At 66.8% G+C, this 25,549-nt stretch carries 23 protein-coding genes and 2 tRNA genes; 11 read left to right on the top strand and 14 right to left on the bottom strand.

Annotated elements, in window-relative coordinates:
• The first annotated feature begins 11 nt into the window (after nucleotides 1-11).
• Entirely contained in the window at nucleotides 12-416 is a 405-nt protein-coding gene (locus C3E99_RS08145) for a hypothetical protein (RefSeq protein ID WP_158682199.1), read from the top strand.
• A 182-nt stretch (nucleotides 417-598) separates the two neighbouring features.
• On the opposite strand, the gene C3E99_RS08150 is transcribed toward C3E99_RS08145, so the two are convergent.
• From C3E99_RS08150 to tkt, 5 genes are all read right to left on the bottom strand, one after another.
• Entirely contained in the window at nucleotides 599-1,255 is a 657-nt protein-coding gene (locus C3E99_RS08150) for an O-methyltransferase (RefSeq protein WP_104959673.1), read from the bottom strand.
• Complete coding sequence (locus C3E99_RS08155; RefSeq protein ID WP_082796980.1) at nucleotides 1,255-2,145, bottom strand: fructose bisphosphate aldolase; 891 nt, start codon at nucleotides 2,143-2,145, stop codon at nucleotides 1,255-1,257. The genes C3E99_RS08150 and C3E99_RS08155 overlap by 1 nt, the downstream gene beginning before the upstream one ends.
• A gap of 75 nt (nucleotides 2,146-2,220) precedes the next feature.
• Nucleotides 2,221-3,417, bottom strand: coding sequence for a phosphoglycerate kinase (locus C3E99_RS08160; RefSeq protein ID WP_067106659.1), 1,197 nt, complete (start codon nucleotides 3,415-3,417; stop codon nucleotides 2,221-2,223).
• A gap of 166 nt (nucleotides 3,418-3,583) precedes the next feature.
• Nucleotides 3,584-4,591, bottom strand: coding sequence for a type I glyceraldehyde-3-phosphate dehydrogenase (gene gap, locus C3E99_RS08165; RefSeq protein WP_076075283.1), 1,008 nt, complete (start codon nucleotides 4,589-4,591; stop codon nucleotides 3,584-3,586).
• Nucleotides 4,592-4,630: 39 nt separating this feature from the next.
• Nucleotides 4,631-6,598, bottom strand: a complete 1,968-nt coding sequence (tkt, locus tag C3E99_RS08170) for a transketolase (RefSeq protein ID WP_076075280.1) — start codon at nucleotides 6,596-6,598, stop codon at nucleotides 4,631-4,633.
• Between the two features lie 145 nt (nucleotides 6,599-6,743).
• Between tkt and C3E99_RS08175 the strand changes: the two genes are divergently transcribed.
• The 4 genes from C3E99_RS08175 to C3E99_RS08190 all read left to right on the top strand — a co-directional run bounded on the left by C3E99_RS08175 (nucleotide 6,744) and on the right by C3E99_RS08190 (nucleotide 8,435).
• On the top strand, nucleotides 6,744-6,953 hold the full coding sequence (locus C3E99_RS08175; protein WP_076075278.1) for a hypothetical protein: 210 nt from the start codon (nucleotides 6,744-6,746) through the stop codon (nucleotides 6,951-6,953).
• Nucleotides 6,946-7,383, top strand: coding sequence for a cell division protein ZapA (locus C3E99_RS08180; protein WP_076075275.1), 438 nt, complete (start codon nucleotides 6,946-6,948; stop codon nucleotides 7,381-7,383). The genes C3E99_RS08175 and C3E99_RS08180 overlap by 8 nt, the downstream gene beginning before the upstream one ends.
• Before the next feature lie 234 nt (nucleotides 7,384-7,617).
• Nucleotides 7,618-8,211, top strand: coding sequence for a 5-formyltetrahydrofolate cyclo-ligase (locus C3E99_RS08185; protein WP_067106675.1), 594 nt, complete (start codon nucleotides 7,618-7,620; stop codon nucleotides 8,209-8,211).
• Nucleotides 8,208-8,435 (top strand): DUF2842 domain-containing protein, encoded by a 228-nt coding sequence (locus tag C3E99_RS08190; protein WP_067106677.1) that lies wholly within the window; start codon nucleotides 8,208-8,210, stop codon nucleotides 8,433-8,435. The genes C3E99_RS08185 and C3E99_RS08190 overlap by 4 nt, the downstream gene beginning before the upstream one ends.
• An 88-nt stretch (nucleotides 8,436-8,523) precedes the next feature.
• On the opposite strand, the gene C3E99_RS08195 is transcribed toward C3E99_RS08190, so the two are convergent.
• Both C3E99_RS08195 and C3E99_RS08200 read right to left on the bottom strand, forming a co-directional pair.
• Nucleotides 8,524-8,600, bottom strand: a tRNA-Asp gene (locus C3E99_RS08195).
• Between the two features lie 43 nt (nucleotides 8,601-8,643).
• Nucleotides 8,644-9,843 (bottom strand): AI-2E family transporter, encoded by a 1,200-nt coding sequence (locus tag C3E99_RS08200; RefSeq protein WP_082796981.1) that lies wholly within the window; start codon nucleotides 9,841-9,843, stop codon nucleotides 8,644-8,646.
• A 194-nt stretch (nucleotides 9,844-10,037) separates the two neighbouring features.
• Between C3E99_RS08200 and C3E99_RS08205 the strand changes: the two genes are divergently transcribed.
• The 4 genes from C3E99_RS08205 to C3E99_RS08220 all read left to right on the top strand — a co-directional run bounded on the left by C3E99_RS08205 (nucleotide 10,038) and on the right by C3E99_RS08220 (nucleotide 17,859).
• Nucleotides 10,038-11,042 carry a DUF11 domain-containing protein gene (locus tag C3E99_RS08205; protein ID WP_076077828.1) on the top strand — a complete coding sequence of 335 codons (1,005 nt, stop codon included), beginning with the start codon at nucleotides 10,038-10,040 and terminating at the stop codon, nucleotides 11,040-11,042.
• 11 nt (nucleotides 11,043-11,053) lie between these two features.
• The gene (locus C3E99_RS08210) at nucleotides 11,054-11,515 is read left to right on the top strand and encodes a DUF11 domain-containing protein (RefSeq protein WP_158682201.1); all 462 of its coding nucleotides are present in this window, start codon (nucleotides 11,054-11,056) and stop codon (nucleotides 11,513-11,515) included.
• A gap of 71 nt (nucleotides 11,516-11,586) precedes the next feature.
• The gene (locus tag C3E99_RS08215; protein ID WP_076075269.1) at nucleotides 11,587-12,645 is read left to right on the top strand and encodes a DUF11 domain-containing protein; all 1,059 of its coding nucleotides are present in this window, start codon (nucleotides 11,587-11,589) and stop codon (nucleotides 12,643-12,645) included.
• Nucleotides 12,646-12,711: 66 nt separating this feature from the next.
• Nucleotides 12,712-17,859 carry a DUF11 domain-containing protein gene (locus C3E99_RS08220; RefSeq protein WP_104959675.1) on the top strand — a complete coding sequence of 1,716 codons (5,148 nt, stop codon included), beginning with the start codon at nucleotides 12,712-12,714 and terminating at the stop codon, nucleotides 17,857-17,859.
• Nucleotides 17,860-17,869: 10 nt separating this feature from the next.
• Here C3E99_RS08220 and C3E99_RS08225 read toward each other — a convergent pair whose 3' ends face one another.
• The 4 genes from C3E99_RS08225 to thyA form a co-directional block, all read right to left on the bottom strand.
• The gene (locus C3E99_RS08225; protein ID WP_076075263.1) at nucleotides 17,870-19,168 is read right to left on the bottom strand and encodes a dihydrolipoamide acetyltransferase family protein; all 1,299 of its coding nucleotides are present in this window, start codon (nucleotides 19,166-19,168) and stop codon (nucleotides 17,870-17,872) included.
• A 5-nt stretch (nucleotides 19,169-19,173) separates the two neighbouring features.
• On the bottom strand, nucleotides 19,174-20,178 hold the full coding sequence (locus C3E99_RS08230) for an alpha-ketoacid dehydrogenase subunit beta (protein ID WP_076077825.1): 1,005 nt from the start codon (nucleotides 20,176-20,178) through the stop codon (nucleotides 19,174-19,176).
• Nucleotides 20,179-20,198: 20 nt separating this feature from the next.
• Entirely contained in the window at nucleotides 20,199-21,494 is a 1,296-nt protein-coding gene (locus tag C3E99_RS08235) for a 3-methyl-2-oxobutanoate dehydrogenase (2-methylpropanoyl-transferring) subunit alpha (protein WP_076075261.1), read from the bottom strand.
• Between the two features lie 95 nt (nucleotides 21,495-21,589).
• On the bottom strand, nucleotides 21,590-22,525 hold the full coding sequence (gene thyA, locus C3E99_RS08240; RefSeq protein WP_267894974.1) for a thymidylate synthase: 936 nt from the start codon (nucleotides 22,523-22,525) through the stop codon (nucleotides 21,590-21,592).
• Nucleotides 22,526-22,659: 134 nt separating this feature from the next.
• Here thyA and C3E99_RS08245 point away from each other — a divergent pair, with 134 nt between their 5' ends.
• Entirely contained in the window at nucleotides 22,660-23,085 is a 426-nt protein-coding gene (locus tag C3E99_RS08245) for a JAB domain-containing protein (RefSeq protein WP_076075258.1), read from the top strand.
• 97 nt (nucleotides 23,086-23,182) lie between these two features.
• Nucleotides 23,183-23,259, top strand: a tRNA-Pro gene (locus C3E99_RS08250).
• A 56-nt stretch (nucleotides 23,260-23,315) separates the two neighbouring features.
• Here C3E99_RS08250 and C3E99_RS08255 read toward each other — a convergent pair.
• Genes C3E99_RS08255 through C3E99_RS08265 form a run of 3 tightly spaced genes read right to left on the bottom strand, consistent with a single transcriptional unit; the run spans nucleotide 23,316 to nucleotide 25,545 of the window.
• Nucleotides 23,316-24,131, bottom strand: a complete 816-nt coding sequence (locus tag C3E99_RS08255; RefSeq protein WP_158682203.1) for a tyrosine-type recombinase/integrase — start codon at nucleotides 24,129-24,131, stop codon at nucleotides 23,316-23,318.
• Entirely contained in the window at nucleotides 24,128-25,081 is a 954-nt protein-coding gene (locus C3E99_RS08260; RefSeq protein WP_158682205.1) for a PD-(D/E)XK nuclease-like domain-containing protein, read from the bottom strand. The genes C3E99_RS08255 and C3E99_RS08260 overlap by 4 nt, the downstream gene beginning before the upstream one ends.
• On the bottom strand, nucleotides 25,066-25,545 hold the full coding sequence (locus tag C3E99_RS08265) for an HNH endonuclease (RefSeq protein ID WP_199775079.1): 480 nt from the start codon (nucleotides 25,543-25,545) through the stop codon (nucleotides 25,066-25,068). The genes C3E99_RS08260 and C3E99_RS08265 overlap by 16 nt, the downstream gene beginning before the upstream one ends.
• Nucleotides 25,546-25,549 lie beyond the last annotated feature (4 nt).

Here is a 25,549-nt window from a genome sequence, read left to right on the forward strand (position 1 = left end):
GCGGCGCGTTCATGGTCCGGCAAATGCAGAAGCTTCCCTCTCTCGCGTTCCTCCCCGCTCTCGCCCTCTCGGCCTGCGCCGCGACGGGCCAGCAGGCCCCGCTTCCCGACGGTAGCAACGTCGCGCTCGGCCAGCGCGCCTACGTCGACGGCCCGATCGTGCAACCGGAGGAGGTGCTGGAGGACAGCCGGTGTCCAGCGAACGTGCGCTGCGTTCATGCGGGGCGGGTGCGGGTGAAGATGCTGTGGCTGCGCCCGACCGGAGAAGAACAGCCGTTCGAGGTCATGCTGGGCGGAGCGACCCCGCTCGCCGACGGCAGCGTCCGCCTGCTGGCGGTGCGCCCGGACAGACGCACCGACACGGCGATCGCGCCCGAGGATTATCGCTTCTCGTTCCGCTTCGACGGCGGGCTGTAGCGCTCCACGCAGGCAATCGGTCGGAACGTCGGCGCTCGTTCCCCGGCGAAAGCCGGGGTCCAGATGGCATAGCCCTACCTCGCGTGGACCCCGGCTTTCGCCGGGGAACGATGAACTGCCGAAAGGGAAGAATTGCCAAGTGGTATCAGCGCGCCCGGGCCCCCGCCTGCTCCGGCGAGAAATCAGCGCACTCGCGCCAGGACGAACCCGTCCCATTTCTTGACGCCGACCGTCTGCACCGCGGTCGCGTCGATGCGCGCGTCGGCGTTCAGCATGTCGAACAGCGCCCGCGTGCCGTCGATCCGCGGATCGCCGCTGTCCGGATCGAGCACACCGCCTTCGCGCACGACATTGTCGACGACGATCGTGGTACCGCTGCGGCCGAGCCGGATCGCTTCGGCGACATAATGGGCGTTGCCCTGCTTGTCGGCGTCGATGAAGACGAAGTCGAACGGCGCCGCGCCGGTCATCGCGGCGAGACTGTCGCTCGCCGGCCCGACGCGGATATCGACCCGATCCGACACCCCCGCACGATCGAGATTTGCGCGCGCGACGCGGGCGTGCGCCTCCTCGATCTCCAGCGTCACCAACTCGCCGTCTTCGGGCAGCGCGCGCGCGAGCCAGATCGTCGAATAGCCGCCGAGCGTCCCGATTTCGAGGATGCGGCGGGCGCCCGCGATCTGCGCGAGCAGGAACAGCATCTTGCCCTGCGCCGCCGAAACGTCGATCGGCGGCAGGCCATTGGCCTCGTTGTTCGCAAGCGCAGCGGCGAGCGCGTCGTCATCGCCGAGCAGTTTCCCGGCGATATAGGCATCGACGGCTCGCCAGCTGTCGCTCATCAAGCCACCGAGGCGGCGTGGATTTCGTCGATCGCTCCGCCCAGCGAGGCGTCGAACGCCGCGTCGTCCATCGAGGCGCGCAGGTCTTCGAGCAGCGCGCGGCTGAAGCTCGCGATGATGCCGGGGTTCTTGGCCAGTTCGACGCAGGCTTCGGGGCGCTTGTAGCCGCCCGACAGCGCGACGACGCGCAGCACCTTGGGATGGTCGACGAGCGGCTGGAACAGGCCGGGCTCGGTCGGCAGCGACAGCTTCAGCATCACCGGCGCGCCGTCCCACGCATCGAGCGCCGCCAGCGTTTCCTGGAGCAGCAGGCGATCCGCCGCGGCACGCTCGGCGCTCTTGATGTTCACTTCTGGCTCGATGATCGGAACCAGGCCGTGCGCCGCGATGCGCTTCGCCTCGGCGAACTGCTGCTCGACGATCGCCTTGACGCCCGCCGGGTTGGCGAGGTTGATGACGCTGCGCATCTTGGTGCCGAACACCCCCTTGGCGACCGCACGCTGGCACAGCGCGTCGAGATCGGGCATCGGCTTCATCATCTGGACGCCGTCGGCCTCGGCCTCCAGCCCCTTGTCGACCTTCAGGAACGGCACCACGCCACGCTCCCACAGCAGCGCCGGCACCGGCTTGCCGCCGGCCTCGCCGTCCATCGTGCGTTCGAACAGGATCGCGCCGATCACCTTGCCGCCGCCGAAGCAGGGCGCGGTGACGATGCGGCTGCGCATCGCGTGGATCAGCCCGAACATCTCCTCGTCGTCCGACCAGGCCCCTTCGTCGATGCCATAGCCCTTCAGGGCCTTGGGCGTCGAGCCGCCGCTCTGGTCGAGCGCGGCGATGAATCCCTGACCCGATTTGATCTTGTCCAGCATCTCGGCATTGGCGGCAGTCATGTCATCTCCATTGGGCTGCATAGATTGGGGGAGCGATAGCCCGCGCCCCGACAGGAAGCAAATCGCGGGGCCGCGTCAGACCCTCAGCGCATCGACACCCGGCAGCGGCTTGCCTTCCATCCATTCGAGGAAGGCGCCGCCGGCGGTCGAGACGAAGGTGAAGTCGTCCGCCACACCCGCGTGATTGAGCGCTGCGACGGTATCGCCGCCGCCGGCGACCGAGGTCAGCGACCCTTCGCGCGTCAGCGCCGCCGCGGTTCGGGCGAGCGCGACCGTCGCGGTGTCGAAAGGCGGCGTCTCGAAGGCGCCGAGCGGCCCGTTCCACACCAGCGTGCGGCAGGTCTTGAGCACATCGCCCAGCGCCTCGATCGCCGCCGGGCCGACGTCGAGGATCATCTCGTCGGCCGCAACCTCGTGGACGTTGACGGTGCGCGTCGGCGGATTGGGCGCGAACTGCTTCGCGACCACCACGTCATAGGGCAGATGGATCGTGCATCCGGCCTTATCGGCGCTGTCGAAGATGGCGTTGGCGGTCTCGACCAGATCGTGCTCGCACAGCGACTTGCCGACATCGACCCCGCGCGCGGCGAGGAAGGTATTCGCCATGCCGCCGCCGATGATCAGGTGATCGACCCGGCCGACAAGGTTCCGCAGCACGTCGATCTTGGTCGACACCTTGGCGCCGCCGACGACCGCCGCGACGGGATGCGCCGGGTTGCCGAGCGCCGCGTCTAGCGCTTTGAGCTCGGCCTCCATTGCCCGCCCGGCATAGGCCGGCAGGCGATGCGCGATGCCTTCGGTCGAGCCATGGGCACGGTGCGCGGCGGAGAAGGCGTCGTTGACATAGAGGTCGCCCACCTCGGCCAGCGCGTCGGCGAAGGCGGGGTCGTTCTTCTCCTCGCCGGGGTGGAAGCGCGTATTCTCCATCACCGCGACGTCGCCGGGGGCGAGCACCGCGACGCCGGCCTTCGCGCCCTCGCCGATGCAGTCGGGGATGAACATCACCGAATGGCCGAGCACGTCGATCACCGCATCGATGACGAGGCTCAGCGACTGGGTGGGATTCTTCGCTCCCTTCGGCCGCCCGAAATGCGCGAGCAGCAGCACGATCGCGCCCTTGTCGGACAGTTCGCGGATCGTCGGCATCGCCGCGCGGATGCGCGTGTCGTCGGTGACCGCGCCGTCGGACATCGGGACGTTGAGGTCGACGCGCACCAGCACTTTCTTGCCGGTAACGTCGCCGATGTCGTCGAGGGTTTTGAAGCCGGCCATATTCAACTCCATTCGCCCCGATCGCGTCGAAGCATCTTCGCGTCTCTATATCCCGTCGGTGCGAGATTCCGAAGGGGCCGCGGCAATCTCCGGCCGGTGGCTCATGCGCCATGGCTGGAGATTGCTTCGTCGCTGCGCTCCTCGCAATGACGATATGCGAATTGCCTTACAGCAGCCCGGCGATCACGCCCGCAGTATCGACCATGCGGTTCGAGAAGCCCCATTCATTGTCGTACCAGCTGACGACGCGAACCAGCTTGCCTTCGAGCACCGAGGTTTCGAGGCTGTCGACCGTCGAGCTGGCCGGGCAATGATTATAGTCGATCGACACCAGCGGCTCGTCCGAATAGGCGAGGACGCCCTTCAGCGCGCCTTCCGACGCATCCTTGAGGATCTTGTTCACTTCCTCGACGCTCGTGTCACGGCCCGGCGTGAAGGTCAGGTCGACGAGGCTGACGTTCGGGGTCGGCACGCGGATCGCCGAACCGTCGAGCTTGCCCTTGAGCTCGGGCAGCACCTCAGCAACCGCGCGCGCGGCGCCGGTCGTCGTCGGGATGATCGACATGCCGGCGGCGCGAGCGCGGCGCATGTCGCTGTGGATCTGGTCGAGAATCTTCTGGTCGTTGGTATAGGCGTGGACCGTGGTCATCAGGCCGCGCTCGATCCCCAGCGCCTCGTGAAGCACCTTGGCGACAGGCGCGAGGCAGTTGGTGGTGCAGCTCGCGTTCGACACGATCTTGTGATCGGCGGTCAGCTTGTCATGGTTGACGCCATAGACGACGGTCAGGTCGACGCCCTTGGCGGGGGCCGAGATCAGCACGCGCTTGGCGCCGGCGGCGAGGTGCTTGCCCGCGCTTTCGGCGTCGGTGAAGAAGCCCGTGCATTCGAGCGCGATGTCGACGCCGAGCTCGCCGTGCGGCAGGTTCGCGGGATCGCGTTCCTTGGTCACGCGAATCGCCTTGCCATTGACGATCATCTGATCGCCTTCGGCCTTGACCTCGCCCGGGAACGGGCCGTGGACGCTGTCGCGCTTGAACAGCAGCGCATTCGCCTTCGCATCGGCGAGGTCGTTGATCGCGACCAGTTCGAGGCCGCAGTCCGGCCGTTCGAGGATCGCGCGGGCCACCAGGCGGCCGATGCGTCCAAAACCGTTGATTGCGACTTTCACTGCCATGTCGAAACGTCCTTTCTGCGGAAGAGGTCGGGCGGGTCCTTATTGACCGAGCCGGGCCAGGATCTGGGGAGCGATGGCATCGGCGGTCAGGCCGAAATGCCGGTAGAGATCGTCGATCGGCGCCGAAGCGCCGAAGCTGTCGATGCCGAAGCGCAGACCGTCGCGGCCGGTATAGCGTTCCCATCCGAAGGTGGTGCCCGCCTCGATCGAGACGATCAGCGCATCGCGCGGCAGGACGTCGGCGCGATAGGCGGCATCCTGTTCGTCGAACAATTCGGTCGAGACCATCGAAACGACGTCGGCACCCTGCCCCGCCGCTTCGAGCCGCTCGGCAACGTCGAGCGCAAGCGACACCTCCGAACCCGTCGCGACGAGCACGACGCGGCGCGCCGCCGCTGCGTCGCGAAGGCGGTAAGCGCCTTTCAAACAAAGATTTTCGGTGACGTCATGCCGCAACGGCGGCAGGTTCTGGCGGGTCAGCGCGAGCAGCGTCGGGCGATTGTCCTGCGCGAGCGCGATCGCCCAGCACTCGGCGGCCTCCACCGCGTCGGCGGGGCGCATGACGAGCAGGTTCGGCATCGCGCGCAGCGACTGCAGATGCTCGATCGGCTGGTGTGTCGGACCGTCCTCGCCCAGTCCGATGCTGTCGTGCGTCATCACATAGACGACGCGCTGGCGCTGGAGCGCCGACAGGCGGATCGCACCGCGGCAATAATCCGAAAACACCAGGAAGGTGCCGCCATAGGGGATGACGCCGCCATGGAGCGCCATGCCGTTCATCGCCGCCGCCATGCCGAACTCGCGGATGCCATAATAGATATAGCGGCCCGAATAATCGTCCTTGGTCAACGGCTTGGTCGACGACGTTTTGGTATTGTTTGAACCCGTCAGGTCGGCGCTGCCACCGACGAGCGCCGCGATATCGGCGGTGAGCGCGGTCAGGGCATTTTCCGACGCCTTGCGCGTCGCGACCTTGGGCGGTTCGGCCACCAGCGAGTCGAGATAGGTGCGGAAAGCGTCGCCCGGCGCGACCTTGCCGCTTAGCCGATCTTCGAATTCCTTTTTATTCCCGTTCGTTGCAAGCCGATCATTCCATTCGGCATGAAGTGCCCGGCCACGCGCGCCGAACCCCTGCCACGCTTCGGCGATGTCGGCGGGAATCACGAAGGGCTCGGCCGTCCAGCCGAGATTGGCGCGCGCCGCGGCGATCTCGTCGGCGCCGAGCGGCGATCCGTGCGTCGCCGCGGTGCCCTGCTTGTTCGGGGCGCCGAAGCCGATCAGCGTCCGGCAGGCGATCAGCGACGGGCGGCCGTCGGCGATGGCGGCGTCGATCGCGCGGCGGATATCGGCGGGATCGTGCCCGTCGCAGCTTTCGACGTGCCAGCCGGTCGCCGCATAGCGCGCCCGCACATCCTCGCTCGTCGACAGGTCGGTCGAGCCGTCGATGGTGATGCGATTGTCGTCCCACATCACGATCAGGCGGCCGAGCCCCAGATGTCCGGCCAGGCCGATCGCTTCGTGGTTGATGCCCTCCATCAGGCAGCCGTCGCCGGCGATCACCCAGGTGCGGTGGTCGACCAGCTCGTCGCCGTAGATCGCGTTCAGATGGCGCTCGGCGATCGCCATCCCGACCGCGGTCGCGAGCCCCTGCCCCAGCGGCCCGGTCGTCATCTCGACGCCCGCCAGCTCGAAATTCTCGGGATGTCCTGCGCACGGGCTGTGCAGCTGGCGGAACGCGCGGATTTCGTCGATCGTCGGATGCGCATAGCCCGCGAGGTGCAACGTCGCATAGGCGAGCATCGAGCCATGCCCCGCCGAAAGAACGAATCGGTCGCGATCGGGCCATGCCGGATCGCTGGGATCGAACTTCAGATAATCCGAATAAAGCACCGTCGCGACATCGGCCATGCCCATCGGCATGCCCGGATGGCCGCTGTTCGCGGCCTGGACGGCGTCCATCGCGAGCGCGCGGATCGCGTTGGCGAGCTGACGTTCGGGCAGTGTCATCATTCCCCCGGAGTGGACAGGCTGGTTGCGCGACAGCCCTTTGCGGGGGCAGTGCCCAGAGTCAACCGCTCGCGGCAGAATTTCGCCCGCATTTCGGCGTGGAGAGGCGATTGCACCCCCTTCGCGGCGCTGCTAACCCTTGGTCATGGAACTCGATCTCGACGAATCCAGCCTGGCCATCGGCCGCATCGAGCGGGCGCTGAGCCGGATCGAAAAGGCGCTGGCCGATCGCGAAAGCAGACCGGCTCCTGCCGCCGCACCGTCCGAAACCGCCAGTCAAAGCGCCCTGAAAGCCGAGGTTGCGGCGGTCATCGGCGAACTCGACCGGCTGATCAACGAGGCGAAACATGGCTGACGTCAAGCTCCAGATCGCCGGCCGCCCCTATGACGTGCATTGCGCCGACGGGCAGGAAGAGCGGCTTCACCAGCTCGCGGGGATCGTCGACACCAAGGCGCGCACGATCCAGGGTGGAACCGAAGTCCGCCAGCTGCTGTTCACCGCGCTTCTGCTCGCCGACGAGGCGCACGAGGCGCGGGCCAAGGCCGAAAAGGCCGAACCCCAGTCCGATTCGCTGCGCGCCGCAGTCGCGCTCGCCGAAAGCCGCGAGGCGGCGGCGCACGACGCCCTGCGCGAAGCCGAGGCGCGCGAGCAGGCGCTGCGCGCCGAACTCAACGCCGCACGGCAGGCGTCAGCGCCGCCACCGCGCAACCCCCACGACCGTGCCCTGCTCCAGATCGCCGAGCGGATCGAAGCGCTCGCCGACCGGGCCGAGCGGATGCCCTGACGGAATGGGTTGAGACCGGGCGCCGGCATCCCTAGATAGGGGGCGGCGGGCACTGCCCGGCACGAGCCGCTGCGAATATCCCTGAGGCGATACATCATCCAAGGGAGCTGTCCCTGCCCGGACCCTGGTCCGACGTACATGGCCCCCACCTGACGTTACTGGCGTCAGAGGATTTTCCGGCAAACGACCACGGTGGTCCCGCCACCCACCGCGCAAGAGAGGCTGCGACAGGCGATGACCGACCCGGCCCCCGACCTGGCGCAGCGAAAACAGGAACTGCGCGACAGGCTGCGTTTCCGGCGCCGGCATTTCGCGGCGAATCTCGATCCGATGGCGCGGCTCGCCGCCTTCCGCGCGCTGCCCGCCCCGCTCGCCGAGCGGCTGGCGGAGGAGCCGCTGGTCGGCGGCTATGCGCCGTGGGGCGATGAACCCGACATCCTGCCCGCGCTGGCCGGCATCGCGGCGCGCGGCGCGCTTGCGCTGCCCCATCATGCGGCGCGCGACGCCGCCATGGCGTTCCGGCACTGTCCGAAGGGTGCGGCGCTGGTGCGCGGGCCGTGGGGCTCACCGCAACCGGGCCCCGACACCGAAAGCGCGATCCCGTCGATCCTGTTCGTCCCGCTCGTCGGTTTCGACCGGCACGGCGGCCGCCTCGGGCAGGGCGGCGGGCATTACGACCGCTTCCTTGCGGACCACCCGTCCCTCCCCCGCATCGGCGTCGGATGGTCGGTGCAGGAGGTGGACGCGCTTCCCGTGTCGGCGCTCGACGCGCCGCTCGATGCCATATGGACCGAACAGGAATTCATCCTGTGTGGAGACCGTCTATGACCGCTGCCCCCGATCCCCAGCCAAGCTGGCGCAAGCCCGCCGGAATCGCGCTGATCCTGCTGCTGATCGTCGCCTGGGCGACGATCGTCGTCGCGCTTTCGCCGTGGGTCGGCACTTGGCCGGTGCTGGTGCAGGGCCTGTTCTATCTGGTGGCGGGGATCGTGTGGGTGCTGCCGCTGAAACCGCTACTGCGCTGGATGGAACTCGGCCGCTGGCGCGGATAGATCGAGGCCGAACGGCTTCGGTCGACGACAGCGCAACGGTTTTTCCAGATATTTTTGGGAGGGGCGCCTTCCCGCCTTGGACAGGGAATGGCGCGAGTGACGGGACTCGAACCCGCGACCTCCGGCGTGACAGGCCGGCGCTCTAACCAACTGAGCTACACCCGCTTGCGCTTGGGAGCCGCGCCAATATGGCCCCTGTCCCGACCTGTCAACCGTCGCTTTCCATCTCGGTGCGATTTAACCGGTCGCGCATCTCCTCCACTGTCGTCAACGTGCCGCGCTCGAACAGGAAACCGGCCAGATCGGGGGTTCCCGTCGACTGCAGCACCGTCTGGAGAATCAGCAGCAGCGGTACCGCGAGCAGCGCGCCGGGCGCCCCCCAGACCCAGCCCCAGAAGCTCAGCGAGACGAGGATCAGCAGCGGATTGACCGTCAGCCGCCGTCCGAGGACCAGCGGCGTGATCAGATTCGCCTCAACCAGATGGACGCCGACGAAGATCAGCGCGGGCAGCAGCGCGAATCCGACCGCGTCGAACGTCATCAGCCCGCCCAGCCCGAGCAAAGTCGCAGCGACGATCGGGCCCAGATAGGGTACGAAGTTGCACAACGTGACGATCCCGCCCCACATGAAGGGCGACGGCATGCCCAGCGCCCAAAGCAGCAGCGCGACGACGAGGCCCAGGATCGCGTTGATCATCGTGATCGTCGCCAGATAGTCGGCCGTCGCATCGACGACATTCTGGATCACGCGCGCCGTCTGCATCGCGCCGTCGAAGCTGCCGCGGCGCCGGATCGTTCCCTTGCGCAGCCGTGTCCAGCCGGCGAGGAAGAAAAAGATCACCAGCACCGCGAAGAAGAGCTGGATCGCCGCCGACGGCGCGGCGGAGATGAAATAATCGACCACGGAGGTCGGCGCGGTCGCCGCGACCGCCTGCGACGCTGCTTCGGTCCCGCTCGCGACCGAGGTCAGCGTCCGGTCGACGAACTTCTGCAACGTCGAATAGAAGTCGATCAGCGGCGCGAGATTGCTCTGGATGCGCGGGATCGATTCGGGGAGCCGCGCGAACCAGCCGGTCGCGGGAACGACGATGATCGCCAGCGCGGCGTTCACCAGCATCAGGAAGGCCGACAGCGACAGGAAGGACGCGAGCGCCGACGGCACGCCGCGCCGTTCGAGCCATTCGAGCAGCGGCACCAGCGCGATGGCGATCACGATCGCGGCGGTCAGCGGCAGGAAGAATTCGGCGCCGGCCTGAAGCGCGAAGGGCAGCCCGAGGCAAAAGGACGCGCCCAATATCAGCGCCAGCGCCGCGAGCAGCCGATCGCGGCGAAAATCGTCGATCTCGATCTGCTGCAGGGGATTGCCGCGCGCCGGGCGCGCGCCCTTCCTCCCCCTGTCCTCGCTCACGTGGGCCTCCTGGTTAACCGCTTCGTCTTAAGCGAGTTTCCCGGACCGCGCCAGCCGGCCGCTGAGGCGAGACGCGAAAAACCATCCTGTCCTGTTTCGAGCCAGAATGCCGCGTCCCTACCGGCAATTTAACCAGAAATTTTCCTTTTTCCGCGATGACCGTCGGCACGGACCAGCCTTCGGAGTCACATATCATGGTAAAAGCGCCTGTGGGGGGCGCGCAGCGACCGCTTCGTACACCCTTCCCTTATTCCCTCGTCCTGCTCGCGGCATTGGCCGTGCCGATGCAGGCCCAGGCCGCCGGCACCCGTGCCGGTTCCACGATCAGCAACACCGCGACCGCCAGTTTCGACAATGGCGGGGGACCGCAGACGATCGATTCGAACAAGGTCGACCTGCGCGTCGACGAACTGCTCGACGTCACCGTCGATTCGAGCGACCCGGGCGACGTCGTCACGACGCCGGGCGCGACCGAGCAGCGGCTCACCTTCTCGGTGACGAACAACGGCAATGGCGAGGAGGCCTTCGTGCTCGGCACGGTCGCCAACGGCGGCGGCGACGATTATGATCCGGCCGTCACCCAGATCTACATCGACAATGGCGACGGCGTCTTCGATGCCGGCACCGATACGCTCTATACGCCGGGCGCGAACGACCCGCTGCTCGATCCCGACGAGAGCGTCACGATCTTCGTGCTCGCGACGACGCCGGGCACCGTCAGCGACGGCCATCGCGGCATCGTCAGCCTGACCGCGGCCGCCAAGACCGGAACCGGCACGCCCGGCACCAGTTTCGCCGGCCTGGGCGAGGGCGGCGGCGACGCGGTCGTCGGATCGACCGGCGCCGACGGGCAGGATGCCGGCGCGTTCAAGGTCTCGTCCGCCACCGTGGCGCTGGTGAAGGTCGCCACCGTCGCCGACCCCTTCGGCGGCAGCGAACCGGTTCCCGGCGCCACCATCACCTATGCGATCACCGCCACGGTCAACGGCAGCGGATCGGTCAACGGTCTCGCCATCACCGACACGGTCCCGGCGGACACCAGCTATGTCGCCGGCTCGATCAGGCTGGGCGGCACGGCGCTGTCCGACGCCGCCGACGGCGATTCGGGCGATTATGACGGAACGCGGGTCCATGTGGCTCTGGGCGCCGTCGCCGGGGGCGAAACCCGCACCGTCACCTTCCAGACGAAAATCAACTGATGGAGAAGTCCATGCGCACCGCCATTCTTCTGTTGCTCGCCGCGGGCCTGCCGGGCCAGGCGCTCGCCGCCGACCAGGTCGCGCTGGCCAACAGCGTGTTCGTCGAACGGGTGACCACCGATGCCGCCGGCAAGCAGCGCGTCTCGCTGGAGGAGCCCAAGGTCGTCACGCCCGGCGACCGGCTCGTCTTCGTGCTCGACTATCGCAACGCCAGCGCGCGCCCGGCCGAGCGTTTCGTCGTCACCAATCCGCTTCCCGATGCGATCCGCTTCACCGACGCCGCGAGCAGCCCGCTCGTTTCGGTCGACGGCGGCCGGAACTGGGGACTGCTTGCCGACCTGACGGTCGCGCTGCCCGACGGCAGCCGGCGCGCCGCGCAGCCCGCCGATGTCACGCATATCCGCTGGGCCTTTCAGAAACCCATTCCGGCCGGTGGCGGCGGCAAGCTCATGTTCCGGGGGGTTGTCAAATAACTCCCTGAAACAAACCGCTTAACGGTCGCGGCGGTGGGGACAGCGACCAATCAAGGCCTAGGAGCTCAGCTATGACCAGCAAGCTGACGACCACGGGCGCCTTCGGTTTCGCGGCGATCGCAAGCATCGCCGCCACGCCGGCCCTTGCGGCCGGCACGACCGCGGGCACCCCGATTACCAATATCGCAAGCGTCCAATATCAGGTGGGGGGCGTCGATCAGGGCACCACGACCGCGTCGGACGAGTTCGTCGTCGACCGCAAGATCAACCTGCTCGTCGAAGAGGCCGGCAATGCGACGACCGAAGTTGCGCCGGGAACGACCAGTGCCGTCACCACCTTTCAGCTCACCAATTCATCGAACGAGGTGCTCGACTTCGGCCTGACGGTGACGCAGCCGGCCGGCGGGTCGGCGCCGCACGGCGGCACCGATTCGTTCAACGCGACCAATGTCCGCATCTATCGCGACAGCGCCGGTGGAACCGTCGGCGCCTTCGATCCGTCGGATACGCTCGTCACCTATATCGACGAACTCGCGACCGATACGCCGATCACGCTGTTCGTCGTCGCGGACATCCCCGCCGGGCTTGCGACGGGCGCCAAGGCGGTCGTGCAGTTGCAGGCTACCGCGTTCGAGGGCAATACGCCCGGCACGCAGGGCGGCGCGATCAGCCAGACGACGGGCGCCAACACCGCGGCCAAGGACACGGTGTTCGCCGATACCGGCGGTGCAATCGACGGCAGCCGCGACGGATCGCACAGCGCGGCCGACGACTATACGGTCAAGACCGCGACACTGACCGTCACCAAATCGAGCCGCGTCATATCCGACCCCTATAATCACGGGACGAATCCGAAGCTGATCCCGGGGGCGACGGTCGAATACTGCATCGCAGTCGCCAACGCGCCGGGCGGTGCGGAGGCGACATCGGTGGCGATCACCGATCCCGTTCCGACGCAACTGACCTTCGTCGCCGATTCGATCCGGCTCGACGGCACGGTCAGCGGCGGCGTCTGCAATGCCGACGGCAACGCGGGCGGCGGCTATTCGGAACCGAACGTGACCGGAACGATCCCGACGATCGCGGCGGGCGACACCCGCACGCTCGTCTTCCGCGCCACGGTCAACTGACGAAAGCAGGGATGGCGCAGGGGGTGCCGGCGCTTCCGGCACCCCCGCCTTCCCTACGCACGGCCGATGACATCGATCGCGAAATCCCTGAGCCTTGCGGGCGCTCTCGCCGCGGCAGCCATGCTGTGCGCGGGCCCGCCGACGCGCGCGCAGGATGCCCCGAGAATCATCTCGAACACGGCTTCTGCCCAATGGAATGACGGCATCGGCGATTCCGCGCGGATCTCGTCGAACCGGGTCGATATCGCAGTCCGGCCGCGTTCCCCCGAAAAGCCGACGATCGCCACCTATCGCCTGACCGACGGCGGTGGCGGCAAATCGATGCCGCTGATGCCGACGCCGTGCGACGGCGGCGCTTCCAACGGAGCCTCCGCCGCGCGAGGCGGTGCGCATCTGATCCAGGTCGCGGGCGCCTATGCCGGCCTTTCGACCGATCCCGCGGCGCTCGAACAGAGCGGCAGCTTCCGCGCCGGCGAATTGCTGGTGATCGGCGTGACGCTCGCTTCGGCCAATCGCGATCCGTCGCGGCGCGATACGCTCCCCGTCGTCCTGGCGCTGGAAAACGGCGACAGCGAGCGCGTCACCCTCACCGAAACGGCGCCGGACAGCGGCGAGTTCGTCGGTTTCATCAACACCATCGGCACGCCGCCGGCGATTGCGGCGGGCGACTGCCGCCTGTCGGTCGAGCCCGGCGCCACGATGACGCTGCACATATCCGACCAGGCCGGCGCGGGAATGACCGCGCTCGCGACGATCGATTTCCTCGTCGATCCCTTCGGCATCGTGTTCGACAGCGGCGACGGCGCCCCCGTGGCGGGCGCCCGCGTGACGATCGTCGATGCGGCGACCGGCAACCCGGCGCCGGTGTTCGGCGACGACGGCGTGTCCGCCTATCCTTCGTCGGTCGTCACCGGCCAGTCGGTGACCGACGCGGGCGGCACCGTCTATCGCTTTCCCGAAGGCGACTATCGCTTTCCCTTCCTCGCGCCCGGCCGTTATCGCCTGGTCGTCGAGCCGCCGGCGCCCTATGCCGCCCCCTCGGCTTCGAGTCCGGCCGAACTGGCCGGTCTCCGCCGTCCCGATGCGGATCACCCCTTCACGATCGGCGATGCCAGCTATGGCCGAACCTTCACCCTTGCCAGCCCGGCGCCGGTCCGGATCGATATTCCGGTGGACAAGCCCGGCCTGCCGCTGGCGCTGCGCAAGACGACCTCGACCGAAGTCGCGGTTCCCGGCGACATCGTCCAGTATCGCATAGAGGTCGCCAATGGCGACGCGCGGCGCACCACGGGCGCGGTGACGGTCCGCGACACGCTGCCCGCCGGCATGCGCCTGCGGACCGATACCGTCCGCGCCGACGGTGAGCGCGTCGAGGCACAGGTTGCGGCGAACGGCCGAGACTTCGCGGTCACGCTGCCCGGCGTCGCGCCCGGCCGTTCGGTGTTGCTGACCTATCTGGCCGAGGTGATCGTCTCGGCGCAGCCGGGACGGGCGCTCAATCGGGCATCGGCGTCCGACAACCGCGGGTCGGCGAGCAATGTCGCGGAGGCGGCGATTGCGATCAAGCGCGACCGGCTGGGCGATCGAATGACGATCATCGGCCGCATCGCCGATGGCGGATGCAGCGTCGATCCGGGCAAGGCGGCCGGCGTCGCCGGCGTGCGCGTGATGCTGCAGGACGGCAGCTATACCGTCACCGACGAGGACGGCCGCTATCATTTCGAGGGCGTGCGCCCGGGCCTTCACGTCGTCCAGATCGACCCGTCGACGCTGCCGCTCGATCGCGAAGCCGTCGATTGCGCGCGCTCGACGCAAAGCGCCGGCAGCCCCATCTCGCGCTTCGTCGAGGGACGCGGCGGATCGCTGAAGCGCGCCGACTTCCGCGCCGCGCCCGCCGCTCCGCGGATCGCGCCCCGGACCACGGCCCCCGAAGCGACGGCGGTACCCGGCGATGCAGACGCCGCGGGCGCGCATCGCGACTGGCTGGCTGGCCAGGAACCGGGCATCGCATGGCTCTTTCCCGCCCCCGATCACAATCCGCGCGCCAAGTCGGTGCGGGCGGCGATCAAGCATCTGCCCGGCCAGAGCGTCGCGCTCCGCATCAACGGCAAGCCCGTCGACCCGCTCGCCTTCGACGGCATGACCAAGTCCGCCGACGGCCGGATCGCGGTCAGCGTCTGGCGCGGGATCGAGATTCACGAAGGCGACAACAGCCTGACCGCGGAAATCCGCGGTGTTGACGGTGTCATCATCGAAAGGATCGAGCGCAAGGTCCATTATTCGATAACCCCGACGCGCGCGACGCTGGTGCGCGAACGGTCGATCCTCGTCGCCGACGGCGTCACCCGTCCCGTCATCGCGGTGCGGCTGACCGACCGCGACGGCAAGCCGATCCGCAAGGGGCTGACGGGCGATTTCAGCGTCCCTGCCCCATATTATCCCGCTGTCGAGGCCGATGCGCAGCAGGCCCGCCAGCTTGCCGGGCTCGAACGGGCGCGCCCGCTGTGGAAAACCGCGGGCGACGACGGCATCGCCTATATCGAGCTCGAACCCACCACCGCCTCGGGCACGCTGACGATCGATTTCGCCTTTCGCGACGACAAGGTCGAGCGCAGGCAGACGCTCGACATGTGGCTCGACCCCGGCGACCGCCCGTGGACCGTAGTCGGCTTCGCCGCCGGAACGCTCGGCTACAATACGCTCGACGACCGCATGGAATCGGTGGCCGAAACGCTCGACGACCTTCACACCGACGCGCGGCTCGCACTCTATGCCAAGGGGCGGGTGCGCGGCAAATGGCTGATGACGCTCGCCTATGACAGCGACAAGGAGCAGGACGACGCGCGCTTCGGCGGCGTGATCGACCCGCGCGCCTATTACACCGTCTACGCCGACCGCAACGAGATGCGCCATGATGCGGCGTCGGTACGCAAGCTCTATCTGCGGCTCGAACGGCCGCAATTCTATGCGATGTTCGGCGATTTCGAGACCGGCATCTCCGATCCGCAGCTCGCGCGCTACAATCGGGCGCTGAACGGCGGCAAGGCCGAGTATCGCGGCCGCACGCTTGCCGCGACCGCTTTCGTCGCCGACACCCCCTACCGCTTTCGCCGCGACGAGATCCAGGGCAACGGCCTTACCGGCCCCTACCCGCTCGGCGCCCGCGATATCCTGCCGAACAGCGAGCGGATCACGATCGAAACGCGCGACCGCCTGCATAGCGAGCGCATTGTTGACAGTGTTACCATGACCCGCCACGTCGATTACGATATCGATTATCTGGCTGGAACGCTGCGGTTCCGCTCCCCCATTCTCAGCCGCTCGTCGAACCTCGATCCCCAATATATCGTCGCGGAATATGAGGTCGACGGCGTCGGCGAGCGCGTGCTCAACGCGGGCGGCCGCGTCAGCTATCGGTCGCGCGACGAAAAGCTGCGCGTCGGCGCAACCTTCATCCACGACGAGGATAGCGACGCCCGCACCGACCTCGGCGGCGTCGATGCGCGCTATCGCCCCGGCGCCGATACCGAGATCCGCGCCGAACTCGCCCTGAGCGACGCCAGCACCCGCGCGGGCGGCAAGGCCGCTCGCGGCACGGCCCGCGCGTGGCTGGTCGAGGCCGAGTATCACAGCAGCCGCGCCGACCTGCTCGCCTACGCCCGCGAGCGCGAGGCGGGATTCGGCACCGGCCAACTCGGCGGCGGAGAGGACGGCACGCGCAAGATCGGAGTCGATGCCCGTCTGCGCGTCGGTTCGGCGCTGTCGATGACGGGAAGCGCGTGGCAGGAAAGCTTCCTCGACGCCGGCACCCGCCGCCGCGCCGCGCGCGCGCTGGTCGAATATGATCGGAGCGCGGGCGGGAGAACGACCGTCGCGCGCGCCGGCCTGACCCATGCCGACGACCGGCTGAGCGACGGCACGCGCAACCGTTCGGACATCGTCCAGTTGGGTGCGACGCAGCGCCTGTTCGAAAAGCGGCTTGAACTCGACGCCCAGACCGAATTCGCGCTCGGCGGCCGGGATGCGAGCGTCGATTTCCCGAGCCGACACCGCCTCGGCGCACGCTTCGCGGTGACGCGCGACGTCAATCTGGTCGGCAGCTACGAGATTGCCGACGGCGACACGGTGAAGGCGCGCACGGCCCGCCTCGGCTTCGATCTGACGCCGTGGGCCGGCGCTCGCCTGCTCGCCGCCGCCAACCAGCAGCAGATCAGCGAATATGGCCCGCGCAGTTTCGCCGCCTATGGTCTGTCGCAGTCGCTGCGGCTCGGTGAGCGCTGGTCGGTCGACATGGCCGTCGACGGCAACCGGACGCTCGGCGGTATCCGAGCGCGCGATGTTATCAATGTAAACACCCCGGTCGCCTCGGGCGGTTTCCTTGGCAATCCAGGCACGCTGACCGAGGATTTCGTCGCGATCAGCAGCGGCGCCACCTATCGCGCCGACCGCTGGACGCTGACCAGCCGCGCCGAATATCGCGACGGCGAACTGGCCAACCGCTATGGCCTGACGCTCGGCGGTCTCCGCCAGCTCGGCGAAGGCCGGGCGCTCGGCGCGCTGCTCAGCTGGACGCGGGCGAGCGGCAGCGGCGCGATGCCGAGTACCGAAACGATGCAGTTCGAAGCGAGCTGGGCGCATCGCCCCGCGGATTCGCGCGTGTCGTGGCTGAACAAGGCCGAATATCGGTCGGACGAGGTGCGCGGCGCCGTTGCGGGCCAGCCCGGTCCCGTGGGCAGCGCCCCGCTGACCGTCAGCGGCGACGTGACGAGCCGCCGGCTGCTCAACAGCCTGTCGGTGAACTGGACGCCGCTTGCCGCTCGCGACGCACGGCAGGCCGAAGGCCGTATGTGGTACGAACGCGGCGAATTCGGCTTCTTCTGGGGCACGCGCTACAATTTCGACCGGTTCGGCGCCGACGATGTGAAGGGCTGGTCGAACCTGTTCGGCGCCGACCTGCGCCTCAACCTCGGCACGCGGGCCGCGATCGGCGCTTCGGGCACGTTGCGCGTCGGCACCGACGCCAATACCGTCGCCTGGGCCGGCGGTCCGACGCTGACGATTGCGCCGGTTGACAATGTCAACATCACCCTCGGCTATAATTTCGCGGGCTTTCACGACCGCGATTTCGAGGAAGCGCGCTTCGCCCGCTCGGGCGCCTATGCGACCTTCCGGCTGAAATTCGACCAGACGAGCTTCGCGGGGCTCGGCCTGTAGGGCAAGCCTATCAGTCGGCGAACAGCAGCACTGGCGTTTCGACCAGCCGCTTGAGCGCCTGGACGAAGCTCGCGGCGTCCCAGCCGTCGACGACGCGGTGATCGCAGCTGATCGACAGGTTCATCAGCTTGGCGCGGCGGATGTCGTCGCCCCCTTGAGGATTTTTGGCGAACACCGGGCGCTCGACGATCTTGTTGGGGCCGATGATCGCGACCTCGGGCCGGTTGATCACCGGCGTCGTCGCGATGCCGCCGAGCGGGCCGAGCGAGGTGACGGTCAGCGTGCCGCCGGTGAGTTCGTCGACCTTCGCCTTGCCGGTACGCGCGGCTTCAGCCAGGCGGCTGATTTCCGACGCCAATTGCCAGACATTCTTGTCCTGCGCGTCGCGGATCACCGGGACCATCAGCCCGGCGTCGGTCTGCGTTGCCATGCCCAGATGCACGGCGCCGTGCCGCGTCACCACGCCCGCTTCGTCGTCGTAGCGCGCGTTGATCATCGGAAATTCGGGAATCGTGCGGCAGATCGCGACGATCAGGAAAGGTAACATCGTCAACTTCGGCCGATTTCCGCGATTTGCGTTCAGATCGGCGCGCATCGCCTCGAGCGCGGTGACGTCCATTTCCTCGACATAGGTGAAATGTGGAATCGCGCGCTTCGAGGCGGCCATATTCTCGGCGATCTTGCGGCGCATGCCGATGACCTTGATCGGTTCGTCGGCGCGGGCGCGCGATGCGCCCGGCGCCTGATAGCCCTGCCCCGCGCCATAGCGCAGATAGGCGTCGAGATCGGCGTGGCGGATACGGTCGCCCTCGGCCTGGACCTGCGACAGGTCGACGCCGAGATCACGCGCCCGCGCGCGAACGGCGGGAGACGCCAGCACCGCCCTGTCCTCTTTCCCGCCTGCGGGAGCGGCCGCGGACGGGCTTGCTTCGGCAACGGCGGCAGGCGCTTCGGCTGACTCCTCGACGGAATCTTCGGAAGTCTCTGCAACTTCTTCTAAAACCGTGACTTCATCGGTCGATTCTCTACTCGAACCATCCGCCGGCGTATCGGATGCTTCCGCGTCGGCATCGGTTTCGATGACCGCGAGCGTCGATCCGATCGGCACCATGTCGCCGACCTCGCCCGCCAGTTCGACGATCACGCCCGACACCGGCGATTCCATCTCGACGGTCGCCTTGTCGGTCATCATGTCGGCAAGCTGCGCATCTTCTTCGATGCGGTCGCCGACCCGGACGTGCCAGGCGACGATCTCGGCCTCGGCGATCCCTTCGCCGATATCGGGCAGGCGGAACGAATAGCGGGCCATGGCGGTCAGTCCTTCATCAACTTGTCGAGCGCGGTCGCGATACGCACCGGACCCGGGAAATAGGCCCATTCGAGGCTGTGCGGATAGGGCGTGTCGAAACCCGTCACGCGCTCGACCGGCGCCTCGAGATGATAGAAGCAGCGTTCCTGCACCAGCGCGGCGAGCTCGGCGCCGAAACCCGACGTGCGCGTCGCCTCGTGGATGATCAGGCAACGTCCGGTCTTCTTCACCGACGCCTCGACCGCCTCGATGTCGAGCGGCAGCAGCGTGCGCAGGTCGATGATCTCGGCGTCGACCCCGATCTCCTCGATGATCGTCTTCGCGACATGGACCATCGCGCCATAGACGAGCACCGTCACCGCCTCGCCCTCGCGCACCGTCGCGGCCTTGCCGAGTTCGATGCGGTAATAATCCTCGGGAACCGCGCTCGCCGCATGCTTCGACCAGGGCTCGACCGGGCGGTCGTAATAGCCGCTGAACGGCCCGTTGTAGATGCGCTTGGGTTCGAGGAATACGACGGGGTCGTTATCCTCGATCGCCGCGATCAGCAGCCCCTTCGCATCATAGGGATTGGACGGAATCACTGTCTTCACGCCGCAGATATGCGCCATGATGCTTTCGGGCGACTGGCTGTGCGTCTGCCCGCCGAAGATGCCGCCGCCGAACGGCGTGCGCACCGTCATCGGGCAGATATAGTCGTTGGCAGACCGGTAGCGCAGGCGCGCCGCCTCGCTGACCAGCTGGTCGAGACCGGGGTAGATATAGTCGGCGAACTGAATCTCCGGCACCGGCCGCAGGCCATAGGCGCCCATGCCGACAGCGACTCCGATGATGCCGCATTCGTTGATCGGCGTGTCGAAGACGCGGGTCCGGCCATGCTTTTTCTGCAGCCCCGCGGTGGCGCGGAAAACGCCGCCGAAATAGCCGACGTCCTCGCCCATCACGACGGTGGCGGGGTCGCGTTCGAGCATGATGTCCATGGCGCTGTTGATCGCCTCGATCATGTTCATGGTCTTCACGGGCGCGCTCATCACTCGGGCTTCCAGTCGGGGCCGAACTTGGCCCTTTGTTCGGCAAGCATCTGTTCGCATTGTTCCTGAAGATGCCAGGGCATGTGCTCGAACACATCCTCGAACATGGTTTCGAAGGGCTGGTGCATGCCATGCCCCAAAATTCCAAGTTTTTCAGACTGCTTCTGTGACGTCTTTATCAGATCGTCGAGTTCCTGCTTCAACGCTTCGTGACGCTCGCCGTCCCATTCGCCGAGCCGTTCGAGATGCTCGCGCAACCGCATGATCGGATCGCCGAACGGCCAGGCGCTGGCCTCCTGCGCCGCGCGATAGGCGTTCGGGTCGTCGGAGGTGCTGTGCCCCTCGGCGCGATAGGTGAAATGTTCGATCAGCGTCGGGCCGTTGTTCGTCCGCGCACGGTCCGCGGCCCACTGGGTCGCTGCATAGACCGCGAGCGGATCGTTGCCGTCGACGCGCAGCCCGGCGATGCCATAGCCGACCGCGCGCGCCGCGAAGGTGGTGCGCTCACCGCCGGCGAAACCCGAAAAGCTGGAGATCGCCCACTGGTTGTTGACGACGTTGAAGATGACCGGCGCATTGTAGACGGTCGCGAAGGTCAGCGCCGAGTGGAAGTCGCCCTCGGCCGACGATCCCTCGCCGCACCATGTCGTCGCGATGCGGCTGTCGCCCTTCGAAGCGGACGCCATCGCCCAGCCCACCGCCTGCGGATATTGGGTCGCCAGATTGCCCGAGACGCTGAAGAAGCCGTAGTCGGGCGCCGAATACATGATCGGAAGCTGCCGCCCGAGCAGATGGTCGCCGCGATTCGAATAGATCTGGTTCATCATCTGGACCAGCGGATAGTCGCGCGCGATCAATATGCCCTGCTGGCGATAGCTGGGAAACACCATGTCGGCGCGGTCGATCGCCATCGTCGAGGCCACCGAGGTCGCCTCTTCGCCGGTCGATTTCATGTAGAAGCTGGTCTTGCCCTGCCGCTGCGCGCGGAACATGCGGTCGTCGAACGCCCGCACCGTCATCATGTAGCGCAGCATCGTGCGCAGCCGCTCGGGCGCCAGCTTCGGGTCCCACGGTCCTTTCGCCTGCCCGTCGAAATCGAGCACGCGCACCAGGCCGTAACACAGGTCGCGCATCGCGTCGGGTTTCGTCGCCTCGCCGGGGCGCGGCGTGGCATCGACGGCAGGAACCGGAACGTCGCTGAAGTCGGGGGTATCGCCGGGGCGATAGCGCGGTTCGGGAATATGGAGCGACAGCGGCGGCAGATTGCCCGCCGGGCGCCGAGGCGTCTCAGGCATGTCTTCTTCCCTTCGACGCGAATCACGCGCCGTTTAGTTATATTTCAATGCGGCGACATATTATTACCGTCGCCGATCCATTGCAATGCCTGCGATCAGACCGCGACGGGCGCCGGAATATGCGCCTGCGGCGCATAGGCCTCGACCGCGAAATCCTCGAAGCGATAGGCAAAGATGCTTTCCGGCCGCCGCAGGAGGCGCAGCTTTGGCGCGCCGGCCGGGGTCCGCCGCAACTGCTCTTCGACGAGCGCGGTGTGGTTGAGATAGAGATGCACGTCGCCGCCGGTCCACACCAGTTCGTGCGCGTGCAGGTCGCATTGCTGCGCGATCATCCGCGTCAGCAGCGCCGCCTCGAATATGTTGAACGCGAAGCCGAGCCCCAGGTCGCACGAGCGCTGGAACAGCAGGCACGACAATCCGCCGTCGCTGCGCACATGGAACTGATAGGTCATGTGGCACGGCGGCAAGGCCATGCGATCGAGGTCGGCGACGTTCCAGCCGGTGAAGATGTGCCGCCGCGACCCGGGATTGCTGCGCAGCGAATCGATCAGCGCCGCGATCTGGTCGTGCCCCTTTTCGGCCCGGCGGAACAGACCATCCCCCGCGGGCTCGTAGCGCGGCCAGTTCACCCATTGGTGGCCGTAAACGGGACCGAGATCGCCCCATGCCGCCGCGAAATCGGAATCCGAAAGGATGCGCGCCTCGAAATCCTCCGCGCCGATATCTTCGCCGGTCTCGCGGCGATAGCGATCGAGCGGCCAGTCGGTCCAGATCCGCACCCCCTGCGCGACCAGCGGGCGGATATTGGTGTCGCCGGTCAGGAACCACAGCATCTCGCGCAGCGCGGTTTTCCAATAGACCCGCTTGGTGGTGAGCAGCGGGATCGCATCGTCGGCGAGCGAGAATCGCATCGTCTCGCCGAACAGCGAGCGCGTGCCGACGCCGGTGCGGTCGACCCGCTCGTCGCCCTCGGCCCAGATTCGGCGCATCAGGTCGAGATATTGCAGTTCATAATGGATGGAATCGGGCAAGACCTGCTCCTGTGTTGCGGGCCCCAGTGCTAAGCGCGCGACGGAAGGACGGCAAGGGCGGCAGCAGCCATGACTCTCCGTTACGGCGCAGATGCCGATTGGAGCGCCGGCCTCCGCGCCGCATAGACGGCGCGATGAATCTCTCCGATCCGCTTGGCAACGGGGCCGACATGGCCGCGACCGGCTTCGTGCAATGCGCGGACGAGGACGATGTCGCGCGCCACCTGCTGCGCCCGTCCTTCACCAACGACGGCGAAACCGTCCAGTTGCTGGCCTTCGATGGCCATGCACGGCTGATTTCCGCCGAACGGATCGAAGCGACGCTGTCGGGGCGCTGCACCATTCCCCCGATGCGTTGGCGAAGGCTGCTCGGCCCGGCGGTGACCGGCGTGCTGATGGCGCACAACCATCCCTCGGGCGTCGCCTGGCCCAGCGAAGGCGACCTCGCCTGCACCCGCGCGGTTTCGCGGCTCCTTCGTCCGATGGGGATCGATCTGTTCGACCATCTGATCTTCGTCGACAGCGGTCATTTCAGCTTTCGCCGCGCGCACCTGCTGTAGGTCCCGATCCTGGTGCGATTGCCGCTTGCAGTTCCCGGGCGGCGCGTCTAGAGGACCGCCCTGCCTTCGCGCCGCTTCGTCGGCGCTGGAGATCGGTCGGGGAGTAGCTCAGCCTGGTAGAGCACTGTCTTCGGGAGGCAGGGGCCGGAGGTTCGAATCCTCTCTCCCCGACCAAGTTTTACGCCATTTCCGCCCCGAAAGAGACAGGGGTTGGCGGTTCTTATTGAACCTCATGCGCTGATTCTCCCTTTCTCGATCGCATCCGCGACGCGCTTAAGATAGCCCGGCGAATATCGAGCGTAATGCTGTTGCGTCGTTCTGTCGTCGTCGTGGCCCAGCATTTGCGCCAATTCTGACATAGGAACACCCGCCTCGGCCGCCCAAACGGCGCCGGTGTGGCGCAAAGTATAAGGAGTTGCGCGGACACCGCTCCTTTCGGACGCCGCTTGAAACGCCTTTTTGATGTTCCCGACCTGCTTCCCAGCCCTTTCCACGACATAGACCGACGTGCGCGCCGCATAAGCTTCCTGCAATGCCGTCATCAGCCGATCCCCAATTGGAACGACTGGCCGGCGCTTCGCCGTCTGGGTGCGGCCAGCGGGGTTCAAGTCGATCTGGCCCCGCATGAAATCCACCCGATCCCATGTCAGGTCGAGGATGGCGCCAGGCCTCGCGCAAGTGAAAAGGCCGATGAGCGCATAGAGCCGAGCGTGCGGAGCGACCATGCCACTAAGGAAGCGGTCAAACTCTGGCCGGGTCAGGTGCCGTGTTTTGCGTTCTGGCTTCGGAGGAAGCCAGACTTCTCCGCGCACGCTGATATGCTTGTGCGGCGGCTTCATCGCCCAGTTGAGCGCGGTCGATACCTTCATCAATTCGAGGCGGGCGGTGGCATCCCCGACGCGGCGCGTGGCGCGATAGTTGCGGCACATCGTCTCATCGACCGTCGCCGGGTCCACGTTCTCCCAAAAAGGCTTCATTGCCTTCCATGCGTCCTTCGTCCGGCTATGCGACGGCTTTCCTTCGATGGAGGCGATGTAGCCCGTCATGATCCGCCCCACGGTCCATGCACTATCGTCGGCCCCTTCCCAGACAGTGCGGGCCTCCGCTTCGGCGCTCGCCCTATCTTGCGAGGCGAGTTGACGACGGTGCCTTTTCGGTTCCGCGGCGGGGTCGCCGTCATCTCGCTCCCACCAGACGAGGGCGAAACCTCCCCGGAATCGTTGGACGGAATAGGGCTGGTCGGCTCCGCTGGACATTTCTCATACCTCTCAACTTCGGCTGCGCTGATGCGGATATGTGTCCAGTGCGTCGGGCGGTGGCCGTAAATCGCTTCGATGCCCTCGTAATAGAAGGCGGCGGCCAGATGGTATCCGAAGCGCCGGATCGCGTTTGAGAAGCCGTGGGGCGAGCAATATTCGGGCGCCATGAATTTGAGGTCCGACACGGCCCGCACCGGGGCGCCACGAAGAACGCTACTCGGAAGGAAGTCGGGACGGCAGCGAAGCCATACCCCGGTTTCCTTGTCCTGCCAGACCAGCGTCACTTCGGTGTCGCCGCCCTTCATGGCCAGCTTGGCGACGTCGTGCAGGCCGATGGCGTCCGCGACTTGCCGGACAACCTCCGCTTCCTGATGGCGCAGGATCGTCATGCCGCTTTCACGCGCGGCTTCCAATTCCTCGATTTCGGCGGCAAATTTCTTCGTGAACTTCTCATTGAAGCCCTTGGGCAGCACGAAATATTTGTCCGCGATCCGGTCGGGCGTCAGGAGGAAGTCGTGCGCCATCTTGCCGATCGCGAAGTGCGGCTTTTCCTCGCGCTCGGGCGGGTTCGGATTGAGCGGACTCGCGGCCCAAAAGTGCAGCGGCGACCGGTTGATGATCGTCTTTGCGCCGCTGGCGGACAGTGACGGTCCCGGCAGCAGGTTCGCATTGCCATGGTAATCTTCGATTGGAATGTCCGGGTAGGCGCCCGGCTTCTCTATTAAAGGTGTGCCCACGCTTCCCTCCTGAGAACTTTGCTGATGGTGGAAACCGAGACGCCAAACTCTTTGGCCGCACGAGGGCATTCACCGCGCTTTCCCGGCACGAAGCGGCGCCGAATTTCCCGAACTTGGTCATCGGTTAGGAGCGCGCGGCCATGAGCCATCCCGGGGGCGCCGCGCATTACGTGGCGCCCCTTGGCCATCATGTCGGCAACGTTATCCTTGGCTGTTCCGAGAAACAGGTGGTCTGGTCGGACGCAGCGACGATTGTCGCAGCGATGGCAAACGAACATCCCTGGGGGAATCTGCCCATTCGCTAATTCAAATGCAAACCGATGGGCATAAACCACCTTGCGATCATCAGCATGAAACTTGCCATACCCCAGACCTTTAAAGACGGCGCTTTTCCATTCCCAGCATCCGTTTCCGGCGAGGAAATGGCGAGAGAAGCGCTTTGCCGCCGGGACACGGTTGGCCAAGCAA

It is taken from the genome of Sphingopyxis sp. MG (genome assembly GCF_002953155.1).
In the GTDB taxonomy this organism is placed as follows: domain Bacteria; phylum Pseudomonadota; class Alphaproteobacteria; order Sphingomonadales; family Sphingomonadaceae; genus Sphingopyxis; species Sphingopyxis granuli.

Coding starts and splice junctions, on each gene's coding strand:
- C3E99_RS08205 (WP_076077828.1), top strand. CDS start 10,038: ATGGTAAAAGCGCCTGTGGGGGGCGCGCAGCGACCGCTTCGTACACCC.
- C3E99_RS08225 (WP_076075263.1), bottom strand. CDS start 19,168: ATGGCCCGCTATTCGTTCCGCCTGCCCGATATCGGCGAAGGGATCGCC.
- tkt (WP_076075280.1), bottom strand. CDS start 6,598: ATGACACTGCCCGAACGTCAGCTCGCCAACGCGATCCGCGCGCTCGCG.
- C3E99_RS08210 (WP_158682201.1), top strand. CDS start 11,054: ATGCGCACCGCCATTCTTCTGTTGCTCGCCGCGGGCCTGCCGGGCCAG.
- C3E99_RS08175 (WP_076075278.1), top strand. CDS start 6,744: ATGGAACTCGATCTCGACGAATCCAGCCTGGCCATCGGCCGCATCGAG.
- C3E99_RS08255 (WP_158682203.1), bottom strand. CDS start 24,131: ATGACGGGCTACATCGCCTCCATCGAAGGAAAGCCGTCGCATAGCCGG.
- C3E99_RS08145 (WP_158682199.1), top strand. CDS start 12: ATGGTCCGGCAAATGCAGAAGCTTCCCTCTCTCGCGTTCCTCCCCGCT.
- C3E99_RS08180 (WP_076075275.1), top strand. CDS start 6,946: ATGGCTGACGTCAAGCTCCAGATCGCCGGCCGCCCCTATGACGTGCAT.
- C3E99_RS08220 (WP_104959675.1), top strand. CDS start 12,712: ATGACATCGATCGCGAAATCCCTGAGCCTTGCGGGCGCTCTCGCCGCG.
- C3E99_RS08150 (WP_104959673.1), bottom strand. CDS start 1,255: ATGAGCGACAGCTGGCGAGCCGTCGATGCCTATATCGCCGGGAAACTG.
- gap (WP_076075283.1), bottom strand. CDS start 4,591: ATGGCAGTGAAAGTCGCAATCAACGGTTTTGGACGCATCGGCCGCCTG.
- C3E99_RS08155 (WP_082796980.1), bottom strand. CDS start 2,145: ATGACTGCCGCCAATGCCGAGATGCTGGACAAGATCAAATCGGGTCAG.
- C3E99_RS08245 (WP_076075258.1), top strand. CDS start 22,660: ATGAATCTCTCCGATCCGCTTGGCAACGGGGCCGACATGGCCGCGACC.
- C3E99_RS08160 (WP_067106659.1), bottom strand. CDS start 3,417: ATGGCCGGCTTCAAAACCCTCGACGACATCGGCGACGTTACCGGCAAG.
- C3E99_RS08235 (WP_076075261.1), bottom strand. CDS start 21,494: ATGCCTGAGACGCCTCGGCGCCCGGCGGGCAATCTGCCGCCGCTGTCG.
- C3E99_RS08230 (WP_076077825.1), bottom strand. CDS start 20,178: ATGAACATGATCGAGGCGATCAACAGCGCCATGGACATCATGCTCGAA.
- C3E99_RS08215 (WP_076075269.1), top strand. CDS start 11,587: ATGACCAGCAAGCTGACGACCACGGGCGCCTTCGGTTTCGCGGCGATC.
- C3E99_RS08185 (WP_067106675.1), top strand. CDS start 7,618: ATGACCGACCCGGCCCCCGACCTGGCGCAGCGAAAACAGGAACTGCGC.
- C3E99_RS08190 (WP_067106677.1), top strand. CDS start 8,208: ATGACCGCTGCCCCCGATCCCCAGCCAAGCTGGCGCAAGCCCGCCGGA.